At 39.3% G+C, this 15483-nt stretch carries 15 protein-coding genes; 4 read left to right on the top strand and 11 right to left on the bottom strand.

Annotated elements, in window-relative coordinates:
- Positions 1 to 199, top strand: a 199-nt coding sequence (locus tag T501_RS21940) for a hypothetical protein (protein ID WP_044916885.1), incomplete at its 5' end; no start/stop codon positions are given.
- Between the two features lie 328 nt (positions 200 to 527).
- On the opposite strand, the gene T501_RS18455 is transcribed toward T501_RS21940, so the two are convergent.
- Positions 528 to 932 carry a hypothetical protein gene (locus tag T501_RS18455; RefSeq protein ID WP_026511261.1) on the bottom strand — a complete coding sequence of 135 codons (405 nt, stop codon included), beginning with the start codon at positions 930 to 932 and terminating at the stop codon, positions 528 to 530.
- A 5-nt stretch (positions 933 to 937) separates the two neighbouring features.
- A complete protein-coding gene (locus T501_RS18460) occupies positions 938 to 1642 on the bottom strand; it encodes a hypothetical protein (RefSeq protein WP_044916886.1) in 705 nt (234 codons plus the stop codon).
- A 264-nt stretch (positions 1643 to 1906) separates the two neighbouring features.
- Here T501_RS18460 and T501_RS18465 point away from each other — a divergent pair, with 264 nt between their 5' ends.
- Together T501_RS18465 and T501_RS18470 are read left to right on the top strand one after the other, a co-directional pair.
- On the top strand, positions 1907 to 3784 hold the full coding sequence (locus T501_RS18465; protein ID WP_026511259.1) for an AMP-binding protein: 1878 nt from the start codon (positions 1907 to 1909) through the stop codon (positions 3782 to 3784).
- Positions 3777 to 4880 carry an acyltransferase family protein gene (locus T501_RS18470; protein WP_044916889.1) on the top strand — a complete coding sequence of 368 codons (1104 nt, stop codon included), beginning with the start codon at positions 3777 to 3779 and terminating at the stop codon, positions 4878 to 4880. The genes T501_RS18465 and T501_RS18470 overlap by 8 nt, the downstream gene beginning before the upstream one ends.
- A gap of 15 nt (positions 4881 to 4895) precedes the next feature.
- Here T501_RS18470 and T501_RS18475 read toward each other — a convergent pair whose 3' ends face one another.
- From T501_RS18475 to T501_RS18500, 6 genes are all read right to left on the bottom strand, one after another.
- Positions 4896 to 5213 carry a rhodanese-like domain-containing protein gene (locus tag T501_RS18475; RefSeq protein ID WP_026511257.1) on the bottom strand — a complete coding sequence of 106 codons (318 nt, stop codon included), beginning with the start codon at positions 5211 to 5213 and terminating at the stop codon, positions 4896 to 4898.
- A 145-nt stretch (positions 5214 to 5358) separates the two neighbouring features.
- A complete protein-coding gene (locus T501_RS18480) occupies positions 5359 to 6681 on the bottom strand; it encodes a hypothetical protein (protein ID WP_044916890.1) in 1323 nt (440 codons plus the stop codon).
- 258 nt (positions 6682 to 6939) lie between these two features.
- Positions 6940 to 7974: a glycosyl hydrolase 53 family protein gene (locus T501_RS18485; RefSeq protein WP_081843249.1), complete on the bottom strand. Its 1035-nt coding sequence runs from the start codon at positions 7972 to 7974 to the stop codon at positions 6940 to 6942.
- A 6-nt stretch (positions 7975 to 7980) separates the two neighbouring features.
- The gene (locus T501_RS18490) at positions 7981 to 9618 is read right to left on the bottom strand and encodes an ABC transporter substrate-binding protein (protein ID WP_044916892.1); all 1638 of its coding nucleotides are present in this window, start codon (positions 9616 to 9618) and stop codon (positions 7981 to 7983) included.
- Positions 9619 to 9714: 96 nt separating this feature from the next.
- A complete protein-coding gene (locus tag T501_RS18495) occupies positions 9715 to 10686 on the bottom strand; it encodes a carbohydrate ABC transporter permease (protein WP_081843251.1) in 972 nt (323 codons plus the stop codon).
- Positions 10687 to 10697: 11 nt separating this feature from the next.
- Positions 10698 to 11603: an ABC transporter permease gene (locus tag T501_RS18500; RefSeq protein WP_044916894.1), complete on the bottom strand. Its 906-nt coding sequence runs from the start codon at positions 11601 to 11603 to the stop codon at positions 10698 to 10700.
- A 169-nt stretch (positions 11604 to 11772) separates the two neighbouring features.
- Here T501_RS18500 and T501_RS18505 point away from each other — a divergent pair, with 169 nt between their 5' ends.
- Positions 11773 to 12834, top strand: a complete 1062-nt coding sequence (locus T501_RS18505) for an AraC family transcriptional regulator (RefSeq protein WP_044916896.1) — start codon at positions 11773 to 11775, stop codon at positions 12832 to 12834.
- A gap of 91 nt (positions 12835 to 12925) precedes the next feature.
- Here the strand turns inward: T501_RS18505 and T501_RS18510 are convergent, their stop codons facing one another.
- The 3 genes from T501_RS18510 to T501_RS18520 all read right to left on the bottom strand — a co-directional run.
- Positions 12926 to 14041 carry a 5-methyltetrahydropteroyltriglutamate--homocysteine S-methyltransferase gene (locus T501_RS18510; protein WP_044916898.1) on the bottom strand — a complete coding sequence of 372 codons (1116 nt, stop codon included), beginning with the start codon at positions 14039 to 14041 and terminating at the stop codon, positions 12926 to 12928.
- Between the two features lie 91 nt (positions 14042 to 14132).
- A complete protein-coding gene (locus T501_RS18515) occupies positions 14133 to 15038 on the bottom strand; it encodes a LysR family transcriptional regulator (RefSeq protein WP_044916900.1) in 906 nt (301 codons plus the stop codon).
- 261 nt (positions 15039 to 15299) lie between these two features.
- The coding region (locus T501_RS18520) for a transposase (protein ID WP_044916906.1) at positions 15300 to 15483 on the bottom strand (184 nt) is incomplete at its 5' end.

The following is a 15483-nucleotide window of genomic DNA, read 5'->3' on the forward strand; positions in this document are numbered from 1 at the left end:
TTGGTCTGCCTGCCATTGTTATGCCTCCGAGCTTTTTCTTTTATTTTATCAAGAAATGGCTCGGATTAATAGAGATAATTTGATTAAATATCAACGTGTCAGTACACTAGAACTGATAGGTGTTTTTGCTGGCTTTGGAGTGTTCTATGCTGTACTTGATGTACTTTTTTATGTAAAGTACATACATTTGCTGATTTAAGGACTGCTCTCTCACATATTGGAAAGGGCAGTACATTTTCTTTTATGCTGTGGTTCATGGCATGGAGCTTTATGTAATTGTAGATGGGCAACAGGGATATAAAAGGTCCATTTCTTTGATATCTTTTTCTATGTGCTCATATAACACCGCTTACAACTGACTTCCATTATTTGCACGTCCTTCTTTTTCTCGTAAAATAGCGGGATTTTCTACTAAAAAGAATTTTTGATTACTCATGTTCATTTCTTTTCAAGTAAATCAGTATTCTTTTCATGTAATCTGCCATCTTTTTATACTAAAATCAGCCTGTTTTACTTGAAATTTTGAATTAATAACCATGATCGACATGCTTCCATGTTCCTTTATCAGATCTGACTAAAATCCAATTCCACCTGTCATAAGTGCTGTTCGGATCTAGTGAGCCATCTCCGCCTGACGAATCGACATCAAATGAAGATAGCAGGACTATCACCTCATCTGCGTCATTCCTGTCAGCCCAATCCTGATATTCTTTCGAAATATCATCTCCGGCATAATAAATTTCTGTTAATGTACAGCCTTTCCAATTAGCTGCAAATTCACTTTTTATTATCGCTATAGCTGAATCTATATCGGCCTGTGAATAAAGTTTAGATTGAACTTCATGGGTTTGTACATTCTTAACATTTCCATTACAGGCACAAAGACTGACTACCATTGTCAACAATAAACATATGGCCAACATTCGTTTCATGTTTTTCATCTCGCTAAATTCTCCTGAAGTTTAGAGATTTTTTCAGAAACTTCTTTATCTTGTGTGAGGTCATATACCATGCGATAACAGTCAAGTGCCTGGATAAAATCACCAGCACTTTCGGCTTCTCCGCCAGCCTTAAATAAAAGAGCAAGTGTGACAGAATTAGCTTCAGTGGGAATGTTATTCTTTTTTAATATTTTCTGAAGGTCTTCTACGCTTTTCTTCTCTATTTTCTTATTAAGCGCCTTTTCAAGGAATTTCAGCTCTTCTTCTGCCTGCTTTGTCTCGTCAAAGAGCTGGCTGTACATATAGCAGACTGATGCAAGGTCAGGGTCATATTTCTCAAGATAGTACCATCCAAGGTTCCTGTAATATGCCGCCATTTCTGCCCTGGTGCAGCAGAAATTGTAAGAATCCAGAGTATATGCATACTCACCCTCAATATCACCAAGCTGCTTGCAGCATGAAATAATAGAGAGTATATTTTCCATGTCTACAGGATTCTCGAAATGTGCCTTTATCCATTCCTGCTGAGCTTTTGCAATATTTCCTGAACTCATGAATTCCTTAGCTTTTTTCTTGTGCTCAAGTGCTGTATCTGTTTCCGATAAGTCATATTCTTTTCCATCAGATACAAAATACTCATATAGGAACACTTCTGATATATGATTTAAGCTTACCTTCATAACGCTATTTTTTGCTGACATACACTCTATCTCCTACTGTGTGTTTCTTTTAGCAAATATTATAAGCGATTGTGCATTAATTGACGAGACCAGACAACACCTGACATATCTGCCCGGCACCGCCTGGCAACGTTACTAATTGAAGAAAAAATTCTCTATTAATATTCAGATGCACCATGGTATGCAAATAGAGCGATAAATGATATAGTCATGTTATAGAAATCACATTAATAGTAGGCTCGGGAGTAGCTATTAGGACTTCATAAATCAGAAAAGAGGATGAGAATGAAAGTAAACGTCGCAGACTCGGGAAAAGAGCTTCTTATAACAATTGCCGGTAGTATTGATTCGCTTACTTCTAAAGACCTCAGAGCATCAGTAGAAAGCTATCCGTTTGACAAAGCAGATTCAATCATTATCGATCTTGCTGACGTACCCTATGTTTCATCTGCAGGCTTAAGAGAATTTCTGATAATGCAAAAGCGTTTTAAGAAGGGTAAGCTGATTATTAGAAATGTCAGTACCGCTGTCCGGGATATATTTGATGTAACCGGATTTTCGGATATGTTTACTCTTGAGCAAAAATTCGGAAAACCTGACGATTATACTATCTATTCTTTCAAGGATTTTTTGGCTTCAAAAAAGGAAAATAGCCCAGACCGTGTCATACTTGACGACGGAGTAAGTCACTGGTCATGGAAAGATCTTGACAGAGCATCGGAACTGATAGCCGAGGATCTTATAAGACTTGGTGCCAAAAAAGGCAGTCATATTGCCCTCTGCGGAAGCAATTCGCTTAACTGGATTGCTGTCTTTTTCGCGATCCAGAAGATTGGAGCAATGGCAGTACTTGTAAGCCCTTTATTAAAAGCATCGGAAATATGCTTTTTATCTCAAATAGGTGATATTACAATATTCTGCCATGGGACAGGCTCATGGCTTTTAGGAGATTCCGGAGCGTTTTTTGAGGAAATAACAAATTCCGAAAAGTCACAGATACGTTTTCTCTACAATATGATGACTCCAATAGACATTGCGGACAGAGAACCGGATGAAATGATGAGCAATGTCATATCTTCCATAACTGTTCAGAAGGATGATCCCTGCGTTATGATCTTTACCTCAGGTTCCACCGGAGTACCAAAGGGAGTTTTACTCTCTTCATTTAATGTTCTTACAGCCTCCACCTGTGGAATGGATTTGCTTATGACGGATGAAAATGACGTCTATTGTCTTGCTCTTCCATTGTTCCATATTTTCGGAATTTTAGCAGGTCTTATGGTCCCGATGCTGAACGATTCCAAAATAGTTATTCCGCCCAGGATTAAACCGGATGACATACTGCATATTGTTGAAAAGGAGGGCTGCACCATACTCAATACAGTGCCGACAGTCCTTCTTGGTATAGCTGCCCTTCCTGCTTTTAACAGCGACAAAGTCCATACACTTACACGCTCTGTAATTGCAGGAGCCGCAATCTCAAAATCGCAGCTTTTACTTCTGATGAAACTGTTTGTGAACACGACTTTTGATATCGCCTACGGCTTGAGTGAGATCAGCATCGTATCTTATACAGAAAATGACGACAGCATAGAGCGCAAAACAACTACTGTCGGTAAACCAAAAAGTCTTGTCAGGGTTATGATACAGAATCCCGAAACAGGTGAAGAATGCATGGCGGGAGACATCGGTGAAATAATTGTTCAGGGCGAGTTCCTTATGTCCGGATATTATAAGACTCCATTAGAGAAGCAGGACTTTGATGAAAAGGGCTGGTTCCACACAGGAGATCTGGGATTTTTGGATGAAGACGGTTATCTTCATTTTGTAGGCAGAAAAAAAGAGATCATAATTCGCGGCGGAGAAAATATTATTCCGGGAGAGATTGCGGAAGCAGCAACATCTTTCCCAGGTGTTGCTGCGTGCCAGATTGTAGGAATTCCCGATGCCTATTGGGGCGAAGTTGTGGGATGTGCTCTTATGACATCCCCTGATCAAAGCTTTGACGTGAATGCTTTTAACCAATATCTTGTCAGCAAACTGGCAAAATATAAGCTTCCTGAACACGTTTTTGTTTATGAATCTTTTCCAATGCTTCCTAATGGCAAGGTAGATATGGTCAATCTTAAAAAAGACATGATCAGAAGGTGGGGAAATGACTGAAACAAATAAGAAAAGCAGAATGGTTGAACAGGATATAGCAAAGGGTGTTGCTATAATTCTAGTGATGATAACTCACACGCTGACCTTAAAAAGAGAGATATTCCTGATCTTAGGAGGCTTATTTGGTTTTATTCTGCCTTTCTTTTTCTTTATGGCAGGATATAATTACAAACCGGGAAAATACACTTTTGTTCAAAATGTAAAAAGACGTTCTACCCGGATGCTGATTCCTTTCATCGTGTATCTGACGATCGTAACTGTGATTTCAGGTATATATTATTATTTTGCTAAAGGACTTACACTTAAGCAAATCATGGATATATATCTGAAGGCGTTACTTACCAAGCCTTTTACCAATCTGCTTGAGATTGAAGTGCCTTATGGTGGCATGTGGAACTGCGTAATGACATATTGGTTCATTCAGATGCTCTTTGTTGGAAGTGTTGTGTTCTTTCTGGTTGTTGACCGCTGCCTTTCATCTTTATCAAGCCTTATTTCTATCTGCATCGGACTTATGGGAATATCTATGATCTTTGCTCATTTCGATATAAGGATTCCTTTTTATATAAATGAAGCTCCTGCAATTGCCAGTATTATGATAGTGGGCGCTGCTTTTGGCAAACATAATCTGCTGGGACCGGGGATCGGCAGGAAAAAAATAACCCTGAACGCAGTCATAGCTTACATAATCTTTCTTGTGTTTGCAGCAATGTTTAGAGGTTCCGGATTCATCATGGGCGGCGTATTCAGCAGTGAACCTTTGTATGAGTGGAACATCCCACTCACCTTGCTGTTCGCGGTAACAGGCAGTTACGCTCTTGTACATTTCTGCAGACTTTTAACAAAGCCTGGGGTTATATCTTCTGCACTAATCTGGTGTGGCAGGCACACCTTACCGATACTCTTTCTTCACAACCTGGTTCAGCTCTTTGTATGCAGCCTCCTTGGCATTGAACCCTTCAGATTGTCGACGCGCTCTAAGATCAACGACTTTAGAACTTTCGGAATCCTTGCAATTGAAATTGCAGTAACGGCAGCCATCATAATTGTGATTGAACATATACAGAAAAAACTCACATTAAGAGATAATACCTAAAAAAGTGCGCAATTCCTATTCTTTTATTCCCGTGTATTTACTTATTCCACCGATATTTTTGACATCGGTGTATCCTAATGTTTGCATCTCTTTTACCGCTTTTCCTGCCCTTCCACCGCTAAGACAGTATGCAAATATTGGAGTATTTTTATCGGGAATTACTGACACTACGTTTTGTATCTCGTCAACCGGTACATTTATACTTCTGGGAATATGACCGTTCTTATACTCATCTGCACTCCTCACATCAAGTAGTACTGCCCCCTCGGTTTTCTTACAATTTTCCACTTCTGAGTTGATATCCACTCCCTTAAAAAAATCTGCTAATGCCATTTCCTTATCCTTTCTGTTTGCTATTTTGCCCGTATTTAAAACCCTCCCGGAAAGATTGCTTTCCGAGAGGATTCTTTGGAATTAATTTATAATATTACTTTATCTCAAATTCAGGACGAAGCTCTCCTGACTTTGCATTTATTTATTATTGCTCCTGTGCTCCAAGATCAAGAAGCTGTTTCTTCATCTCATCAAAGCTCATATACTTCTGTGTTGAATCGATTTCAAAATCGGCGAAACCATCTATTACCGTTATGTTCACCATGTTTAGACCATCAAAATCAATACCTGTATAAGGATTGTTTTTAATTATTGATTCTTCAAACACTTCAGTATACTCTTCTTCTGTGAGCTCGATAGTACCGTCATAATATTTATATGAATCGTCTTCCATATCATAAACTGCCTGCAACTCTTTTATGCCTTCAAGTTCCTTGCCATTAAAAGCATAAAGATCGAAAATCTCAGTTCCTGACATTCCGGATGTTTGAAGAACAGTATTGCTGGCTGCTGAGACATATATGTGGTTTCCGTCATAGCCGGAAGAAACACTCATGATCTCATTTATTGTTCCATTAGAAATTGAAAACAGATGAGCATTTCCGTTTTCTTCTAAAGGTCCTTCTGAATTTACTGCAGCAAGATAAGGAATTCCACTACTATTCGCATAAATCAGAGCGAAGCTGTCTGCTATTTTTTCCTTGTCATACTCTATGATCTTTTCAAGGTAAGCTGTAGCAAAATCTTCACCTGCAGCATCGCTGCTTCCATCAAGCGTTATAAGCTCGATTTTCTTTAGCTCTTCCTCATAAAATTCCTGATTATCCTCAAAATAATCTATAGGACATTCGTATCCGTAATAATATGTAAAGTTGTCAGTAAGGATCACAACACCTACTGCCTGCTTGGTGTCTTCATTACCTCCGCTCTCATAATCAACCTTGAATACCGGATATGTTAGAGTTGCAGAAAGCTCATCATCCTGCTCTGAACCCGTAATCCTTGCATCGCTATTAACCTGCGCGCACACGATATTCTCAGCATAGGCATCCATATCCTGTCCATCTCTCTGAGAATTCACATAACACATATTTGTGATGACAGTGAGCCCATCTTCCATCATATCCTCATAATAGTAGGTTCCGTCATCATTGTTTTGCGTTCTTAGATTTGTAAGGTCTGAATATTCCGGCGACTTTACTGACAACATATTTTTGGAAGCCAATTCCTCTTCAGCAACTGCTTCCTCTGCGTCAGCTTCTTTAGTATCAACTTCTTCTGCAATTGTTTCTTCAGCATCAGCTTCTTTTTCAGGTACACTATCAACAGTCTTGGCAGCTGAAGCCTTAGCTACTGCATTCTCCGGCACATCAACAGTCCCGACACTACTATCGCCACATGAAACAAGCATTGTTGATATTGTGAGCAATGCCACCAATGATACCAGTTTCTTTCTCCTGTCCATCATTTCTCACCCCTCCTTTAATAACTTATAAAGGTTAATCTCTTTATCCAGTTACCGTAACTTAAGGCATTTTCATAATAAATACCCTCAAGCCTTATCATATGACAGTTAATGTGAAAAAAAAATTAAAAAACAATAAAATCGGCACAAGTTTACAAATATATAAAAAAATGATCAAATATCACTCTATTTCTATTCTCTACATAAAATTAGAGCAGGGATAACATACCATTATCATCCCTGCTCCATTAAAAATTGAGTTCACACATCCTTATATGCTGACAGCGCTTCTGTAAGCTGCAGTGTATAGTTCTTCGTCAACTTTGAGGCTCCAAGTGGATATGCATCCGGAAGAACCTCTGAACATACCTCGGGTTCCCAGTAGAAAATGCCCAATCCTTCATTATCCGGTACTTTTTTTAGCATCCTGATAGTGTTTCCGATTAGCTGTCTTGTTTCTTTTGCCTCATATTCCGGGCCTCCTATTTCAGTAATCATAACAGGCTTATGGAATCTTTCTCTGTACATAGCAATACAATTTGTCCAATTGTTTATGCTGGAGTCGACTTTTTCTTCAGGATTTTCCTTATTTACCATGTCGCACCAGTATGGATAGTCTGAAAAGCCAAGAATATCTGTCATCCCACCATTGTCAAAAAAGTTTTCCAAAAACGGCATAACCCAAGCAGGATGCTGACCACTTGCAAGATGAAGAACCACTTTACATTCCGGGAATATTCTTTTAACGGTCAGATATCCACTATTTATGTAATCGACCAGTTGCGCAGGATGCTGTTCAAGATCTCCCATTGGATGCATCATTCCGGGATTTATCTCATTTCCAACTTGTACCCATTCAGGATATATATCCAAATCTTTCATGATCATTAGAACATTTTCAGTATGCTCTTCAACCTTTTTGCACAATTCTTCATGAGATAATCCTGCCCATGCCTTAGGAATATACTGTTTTTTTGGATCTGCGAATTCATCACTGTAATGAAAGTCCAGCATGATACGCATCCCTGCTTTTTTTGCCCTTAATGCTGCTTCTGATACGCTTACAGCATCGCAGTATCCAAGCATTACCATTGTTCCGTCTTTTTCCTCAACATAACCTTCCTTTGGAGGATCAACAAATATCCTGAATCTGACAGAATCTGTACCTTTTTCCTTTACCGCCTCCAGGCAGGACACATTCTTACCCTTTTCATTAATCCATTTAAAGCCTCTGTCCTCAAGCTGAGTCATCCAACCAAGATCAGCCCCATATGCAAATTTATTATTCATCATCATAGTCCTTTATCTAGTTTCTTTCCATGCATCATACTGTGTATTAAAATCATCAAGCACTACCTGGAGCCCCGAGTCATAGCACTCCTTGATCATCTTATCTATCGTAGAATCCACATCATCCACAAGCCCAAGTTCTAACATAGGTACATAATCATTAAGGACTGCACTTACTGCGGCCTTATAATCAGCCACATTTGAATCATCAAACACAAATGTTATTGTAGGATTATTTACTACCCTTTCCTCCCAACTTTCTGTTACCTTTTCAGCCCTGGGGTCGCCACCTGCTTCTTTAAGATCTCCGTTCTTGATAGCCCATGATGCAGAAATCGCATATGCAGCAAAATCCCCTGCCTTTTCTGTCTCTGTATATTCCCCTGCATCATTTATCGTATAATGTTCATCTTCTACCCCAAGTATCCAGAGATGATTAAGATATGTATCACATTTTAGTATATCCAGCACCATTGCAGCTCTTGCAGGGTCAGCACTTCCTGCTGCAATCGCCATATCATTGTTGGAATAGCATTCACATCCGACAAGATTGTCCTTTGTAAGATCATAAGCTGCGCCAACTACTCCATCAGTCTGTTCCGCCTGCTCGATATATGTAAATACCGAAGTATTCCATGCGATCGATGCACCCTGAAGATTTCCAAAAGCATCATCATCTGTAACTGTGTTCGTAAGGGCACTCCTACTCCATGCCCCGGCATCAGCCAGTTCCTTCATGTCATGTGCATAATTTCTGAAAAGTTCTGTATCATATACAAGCTTTATATCAGATGCTTCAGGCAAAGATCCTTCTTTATAGTCATAAATCAGATCAAAATAATCACTATCAAGGGCAAGGAATGTATCATTTTGCTGTCGATATACGTCCCAAAGCTCATTGTTATCACCTGATGCTGCCAATGCATAAATTCCGCTTTCAGGAGTTTCTTTTTCAGCAATCGTCTTAGCAAAATTCATGTAATCATTCCAGTTATCAAGTGAACTTATGCCGTATTTATCTGCCAGATCCTGTCTTATTGCAACAATCTTTCCCATAGGTGATGCCTGGTTTGAGGGAACCGCTATAGTCTGACCGGAAATGGTTGTTTCATCCCAGCTCTCAGCAGCCTGATATCTGTTTGTGAGCGGCATATTTTTCGAAATAAAATCAGTATCAAGCACAAAAAACGAACCTTTCGCAGCTTCCGTGTACATAAAGCACCAAGGTGCTGTGAAAATAAGATCTACCTGACCGCCTGTAAGTGTCAGAGGATACATCTGCTGGTAATCTGACCAGCTAAGGAAACTGACTTCCACATCTGTATTAAAGGGTTCAAGATATTCATTTGTCTTTGCCAAAACATCATCCCACGCTGAAGGTGTATCACCTATAAGCGTTATATTCACGGTCTTATGTTCAGACAAATCTACATCCCCATACATTTCAGGAGTAGCTTTTACGATTCCGTCTCCAATTTTTGCCGGAAGATCATCAGGTAAAGCTCCTGATGTTGTTGCAGTAGCTTCATCCTTTATCTCTGTAGCTCCTGTATTTTCCGAATTTCCTCCCGCTGAAGCTGATCCGCATCCGGCAAGCATAGATGCTGTCATAGCCATACTTAGAATCACTGACAATACCTTTTTTCTCATGATCATTTATCCTCCTTAAAATCTTTAACCCTCTTAGGGTATTAATTCACGCATCTTCATGACATATCTCCCACCACTTGTTCAATATGTTTTTCATCAGCCCTTGACTGCACCGATTGTAAGTCCCTTGACAAAATATCTTTGAACAAACGGATACAACAACACAATGGGGCCGGTAGCGATTATAGTCATTGCCATTTTCATTCCCTCAAGGGGTATTGACGGAAGCGCTATACCTGATTTTTCAGCCACTATTCTCATCGCCTCAGCACTTCCTAAAATCCTCTGAAGGTAGTACTGCAAAGTGAACATATCCTCATTTGTCACAAATAGCATGCAGTTATACCAGTCATTCCAGTATGCAAGCGCCGCAAACAACGAAAGCGTTGCTATAAGCGGTTTGCTAAGTGGAAGTATCAGTTTCCCAAATATTGTTATGTCATTAGCTCCATCTATCTTTGCCGATTCTGTTATCTCAGCAGGTATACCGGTCATGAATGATTTTGCAATGATCATGTTCCATACTGAGAACATCAGCGGAAGAATGAGTCCCACGGTACTGTTCTTGAAATTAAGATAACGTGTGCACATCAGATACCAGGGAACCAGTCCTCCATTAAAGAGAGTTGTAAAGAAAAAGAAAAATGAAAACTGATTTCTCCAGGGAAAATCCTTTCTACTCAATACATATCCTGTCATCGTCGCCATAAGAACAGAAAGCAATGTTCCCATAACAGTCACACTTATTGTCATTCCATAAGATTTAAGTATTGCTGTGGGGTTCTTAAGGCATAGCGCATAGCTTTGAATACTTAACTCAGAAAGCTTTGGCAACAATGGATATCCATCCCTAATCAGTGATGTCTCACTTGTAATCGAAGCCACTATTATCAGATAAAAAGGGATAACGCATATAAGTGCGAATAATCCGACTATTATTGATCCGACCATATTTACAGCCATCTGATCCTGGCTTACCTTCTTTTTCTTTGTTTCACCTGTTTTGTCAGACTCCTTCAATTCTTCTGTTCTTGTTCCTTCCGTAAGGCTTATAACATCAGTAGACATTCATTACCTCCTTAATACAATGCATAATCAGGGTTTGCTCTTTTAACCAACTTATTGCATACCATTATGGTTATGAAGCAAAGAACTGATTGATATAGACCGGCTGCCGCAGATACTCCCACATTTCCATTGTCGATCAAAAGTCTGAACACATATGTGTCTATTACATCCGTCATCGGCTGGAGGAGTGCACTACTCTTTACTGTTTGATAAAACAATCCGAAATCACCTCTGAAAATATTCCCTATGCCAAGCAATACTAAAATCATCATCGTTGGCAAAAGTGACGGAATCGTAAGATACCTTATTTTCTGCCATGCAGAAGCACCATCAATTGAAGCAGCTTCAAACATTTCCTGATCCATACCCGTTATAGCTGCAAGATATACAACTGAGCCATATCCAGTCTGTTTCCATAACTTTAAAAAGATAAGGACAAATGGCCATGCACCAGGTGTGTTATATAGGTCGAACGGCGTTCCTCCTAACGCAGTTAATACGTTATTGAATACTCCCCGTTCAAAGTTGAAGACATTGTAGATTATGGCTCCTGCAACAACCCAGCTTATAAAATATGGAAGAAACATTAGTGATTGCACCGTTTTCTTAAAAGCTTTATGTATAATCTCATTTAGAAGAATTGCACTTCCCATTTCAAATACAACGCCAAAAGCTATAAAAGCAATGTTGTAAAGTAACGTGTTCCTTGTAACTTGAAATAGCTTTCCAGAAATAAGGAGTGCTTTGAAATTATTGAGTCCATTCCAGGGAGAAAGATAAATTCCACCGTTATACTGATACTTTTTAAAAGCCATTATTATCCCTGTCATAGGAATATAGCTGAATACCACGACATATATGAGTGCCGGTAAAAGCATTATCAGTAACATCCAATGTCTTTTCAGATTTCTTATCATGTTCATGCCTCTCTTCTTATAAAAACTGTAAATAGCCGATTATTACTGGGCTTTCATGCATCTGTACTGATAAAAATTCTATAATTTTGCAATATCCGAAACAATGACATCAACCGACTTCTATGCTAAAATTTGTATCATATATGGGATTAAATGGGAGAATTGAAAGATGCTAAAAGAAGTATCAAAAGATTATATAACCAGTACTAACCCTAACGCTTCATTCAATATAAGTACAGGTAGTGACTCAAATTATTATCAACTAAAGCTTCCATATCAGATAACATATGAATTCTGCAGTGGAGTTGAAGAAAGCGACTATATGAATGCCATTACCTTTTCAGAAGATGCGTCATTCTATGCAAGAGATTCTTTCTATGGCCACGACAGGGCTTTTCACGACCATCCCCTTCATTTTCATGATTATTATGAGATAATGGTTGTCCTTAGCGGAACCGTAACACAAAGAATCGAAAATATAGATTACAAGTACCCTGCAGGCACATGCTGCCTCATAAACAGGGGTATACGGCATGCAGAGAATTTCGATACTGAGGCCAGTATCCTGTTTGTTGGTCTTTCAACAAGCATGATAGGTGAGCTTTTTACAGTAGCTGAACATTCTTCGTTTCGTTCTGAAAAAGACTTTATGAATAGCGGTCTCTACAAATTCATCATTTCTGATCTGGATAATCCTGACCGCAAAGCATATCTGGATATGATACCTGTATTTCATAACTCATCCGGCATGGAACAGCTTCATAAAGTGACAACCGAAATGCTGAACACTATGATGTTCCCACACTTTGGCTCTTCTTATAAAATGAGGAGTCTTCTGAGTGAGCTTTTATATTTCATTTCTTCCAATGATAATTACCACTGTACCGACGTTGAAATGGGTATGGGCAACGATCAGCTACTTTTTAGCCGTATAGAACATTTAATGGACGAGAGAAACGGCAGAATAAGCCGCGCAGAACTTGAAAAAGCCTTAAATTACAGTGGAGATTATCTCAATAGAATTGTGAACAAATATACAGGTATGTGCCTTTATGATTATGGCATGACCTTTTGTCTAAAAAAAGCTGCAAAAGATCTGGCTACAACAAGAACTCCTATCACTTCAATTGCACAGAACCTGCAATTCTCCAATCGAACGCACTTTTATACGTTGTTTGAAAAACAATTTCACATGACTCCAAAAGAATACAGAATCAAGATGACCAAATAATCTCCTTGATAATAATATAGATACACAATATTCATGACTATAGTGTATCTATATTTATTACAGTATTTAATACATCACAATAACAGTAAGATCATCTCCAGACTTTTTCTGCAATTTCCTTTACAAGCTTAAGCTTTGCCCACTGCTCTTCTTCTGTGAGCTTATTTCCAATCTCACAGGATGCAAATCCGCACTGTGGGCTTAAGCAAAGTCTTTCAAGCGGGATATATTTTGCAGCTTCGTGTATCCTCTTGATGACTTTTTCCTTATCCTCAAGGACAGGAGATTTTGTCGTGATAAGCCCAAGGACCACCTTTTTATCGCCAGAAATTTTCTCTAGAGGCTGGAATCCTCCGGACCTTTCATCGTCATATTCGAGGAAAAATGCGTCAACATTTTCCTTGGCAAAAACGTAATCTGCGACAGTGTCATAAGGACCGCAGGTAAAATATGTTGAATGGTAGTTTCCGCGGCAAATATGAGTAGTAATAACCATATCTTCAGGCTTTCCTTCAAGTGCCAGATTATTTACCGCAAGAAGCTGGGCTTTTACCTCGTCAAGCTCAATGCCAAGAGACTTATATCGCTGCTTTGCAGCATCGCCAACTATAGCGCCCCATGTGCAGTCATCAAACTGTAGATTCCTGCAGCCGGCAGCATAGAACTGCTTTATAACATCCTGATATGCCTTTCCTATATCATTAATGAGATCCTCATTAGTTTCATAAAATTTTCTGGTTGTTTCATAATTTGCCGGAACGATCATCTGCTGAAAAGTCTGTGCCGGTGCAGGGATCGTGTATTTAGCTACTGTATTTTCATCTTCAAACTGCTTTAAAAAGTTGAAATACTCAACGAATGGATGCGGCTTTGCCTTGATTTTTCCCACAAGATAAGTATCATCGAGGACAGCAAGCTCACCGTTAAACTTAACACCGTTTCCGGTTGCCTCATGAGCTACGCCCTCAAATCCCCACATGAAATCAAGATGCCAGAAGCTTCTTCTGAATTCACCATCCGTAATAATATGAAATCCAAGCTCCTTCTGCTTTGCAACTACCTTTGTGATTTCATCGTCAGCAACATTATCAAACTCTTCTTTTGAGATTTTCCCTTCCTGATAAGCCGCCTTTGCGTCCTTTAGCGCCTGTGGTCTTAAGAAACTTCCAACAAAGTCATATCTATAAGGTGTCTGTATTTTACTCATTTTTTCATATCCTCCGTTTTTAAACTTTAGGATATTCTAACAACCACAATTTCATGAGGAAAATACATTAAAAAAACAAATACCCATAGTTTTAAACTATGGACAGATTTTTCTCCAGTGCATTTATATAAAAATCCGCATATCGGCTTGGCAGCGTGTTTTTCTTGTGTAAAACTCCTATCCGCATGCATTTGTCCACGGCCAGCGGTCTTGCGATTATGCTGCTTCCGTTAAGCTTCGAATCGATAACTCCGCTGCTGACGGTAAAACCATTTAATCCTATGACAAGGTTGAAAAGCGTTGCTCTGTCTCTTACCTGTATATTCTTTGGAAAATCCAGCACACTCATAAATTCCTCAGAAAAATAGAAGGAATTGTTGTTCCCCTGCTCGTATACAAGATAAGGATATGGCTGCAGATCTTCCACCGTTATGATGTCTTTACCTGCCAGCGGGTGGTCTGAGCATATGAAAACATGTGGAGCTGCGACATATTTTTCATCAAAAACAAGACCGTTGTTTCTGATGAGCTTAGAGATCACTTCCTCATTATGCTGGGAAAGATAGATAACTCCTATCTCGCTTTTACCATTGGCCACATCCTCGATGATCTCTCCGGTCTGAGTTTCTCGAATGATGAAGCTGTACCTGTCCGCATCGAATTCCTTGATCAAATCCACAAAAGCGTTTACCGCAAAAGAATAATGCTGGCAGGATACTGAAAACTTCGGGGTTCTGCGCTCACCGCTGCCAAAATATTCTCTCATGTTGTCAGCCTGCTCTAGCAGCATCCTGGCATAGGATAGCAGCTCCTCTCCCTCTCTTGTGACAGTAACTCCTTTGTTTGATCTGACAAAGGCCTTCACTCCCATCTCTTTTTCCAGATTATGTATAGCATGGCTCAGTGAAGGCTGCGATATAAAGAGCTTTTCTGCAGCCTCTGTGATATTTCCGCAATCAGCTACGGTTACCAGGTATGTCAATTGCTGTAATGTCATTTTCTCCTGCTCCCCTTAAATCTTTCTTGTAAAATCATAGACCAGAACTATGAACAATTACAATATCAAGTTCAATCAACCAATTTGCGTTATAATAAACCTGAATTATTCATGACAACTTAAACCTCTGAAATCAGACTCATAATCCGATTTTTTGAAATGGATGCCTAGAATAAGCGGGAATCAGTCTTAAAAATGGGTAGACTGTCCCTATGAATCAGAAATACAGACTTTTAAGTTATCAAGGTACATCAATAGTTGCTATTCCAACTGTGGATTTAAGCTGCTTATATTTGTAAGTGTTTCATAGAACTCAGATATGTAAGGGCAGCTGCTACACAGCTTGAAATAAATATATCTACCTGATCCGACTACCTTAACGGCAATCTTGATCAGTTTCAAACGGATTGTATCTGCACACTGCTTCTTCATGGAAGCACACAGA

Source organism: Butyrivibrio sp. WCE2006 (genome assembly GCF_000701985.1).
In the GTDB taxonomy this organism is placed as follows: domain Bacteria; phylum Bacillota; class Clostridia; order Lachnospirales; family Lachnospiraceae; genus Butyrivibrio.

Excerpts from the sequence above, each read along its gene's own strand:
- T501_RS18475 (WP_026511257.1), bottom strand. The coding sequence starts at position 5,213 with ATGGCATTAGCAGATTTTTTTAAGGGAGTGGATATCAACTCAGAAGTG.
- T501_RS18455 (WP_026511261.1), bottom strand. The coding sequence starts at position 932 with ATGAAACGAATGTTGGCCATATGTTTATTGTTGACAATGGTAGTCAGT.
- T501_RS18490 (WP_044916892.1), bottom strand. The coding sequence starts at position 9,618 with ATGAGAAAAAAGGTATTGTCAGTGATTCTAAGTATGGCTATGACAGCA.
- T501_RS18470 (WP_044916889.1), top strand. The coding sequence starts at position 3,777 with ATGACTGAAACAAATAAGAAAAGCAGAATGGTTGAACAGGATATAGCA.
- T501_RS18465 (WP_026511259.1), top strand. The coding sequence starts at position 1,907 with ATGAAAGTAAACGTCGCAGACTCGGGAAAAGAGCTTCTTATAACAATT.
- T501_RS18480 (WP_044916890.1), bottom strand. The coding sequence starts at position 6,681 with ATGATGGACAGGAGAAAGAAACTGGTATCATTGGTGGCATTGCTCACA.
- T501_RS18460 (WP_044916886.1), bottom strand. The coding sequence starts at position 1,642 with ATGTCAGCAAAAAATAGCGTTATGAAGGTAAGCTTAAATCATATATCA.
- T501_RS18510 (WP_044916898.1), bottom strand. The coding sequence starts at position 14,041 with ATGAGTAAAATACAGACACCTTATAGATATGACTTTGTTGGAAGTTTC.
- T501_RS18500 (WP_044916894.1), bottom strand. The coding sequence starts at position 11,603 with ATGATAAGAAATCTGAAAAGACATTGGATGTTACTGATAATGCTTTTA.
- T501_RS18485 (WP_081843249.1), bottom strand. The coding sequence starts at position 7,974 with ATGATGATGAATAATAAATTTGCATATGGGGCTGATCTTGGTTGGATG.
- T501_RS18515 (WP_044916900.1), bottom strand. The coding sequence starts at position 15,038 with ATGACATTACAGCAATTGACATACCTGGTAACCGTAGCTGATTGCGGA.
- T501_RS18495 (WP_081843251.1), bottom strand. The coding sequence starts at position 10,686 with ATGTCTACTGATGTTATAAGCCTTACGGAAGGAACAAGAACAGAAGAA.
- T501_RS18505 (WP_044916896.1), top strand. The coding sequence starts at position 11,773 with ATGCTAAAAGAAGTATCAAAAGATTATATAACCAGTACTAACCCTAAC.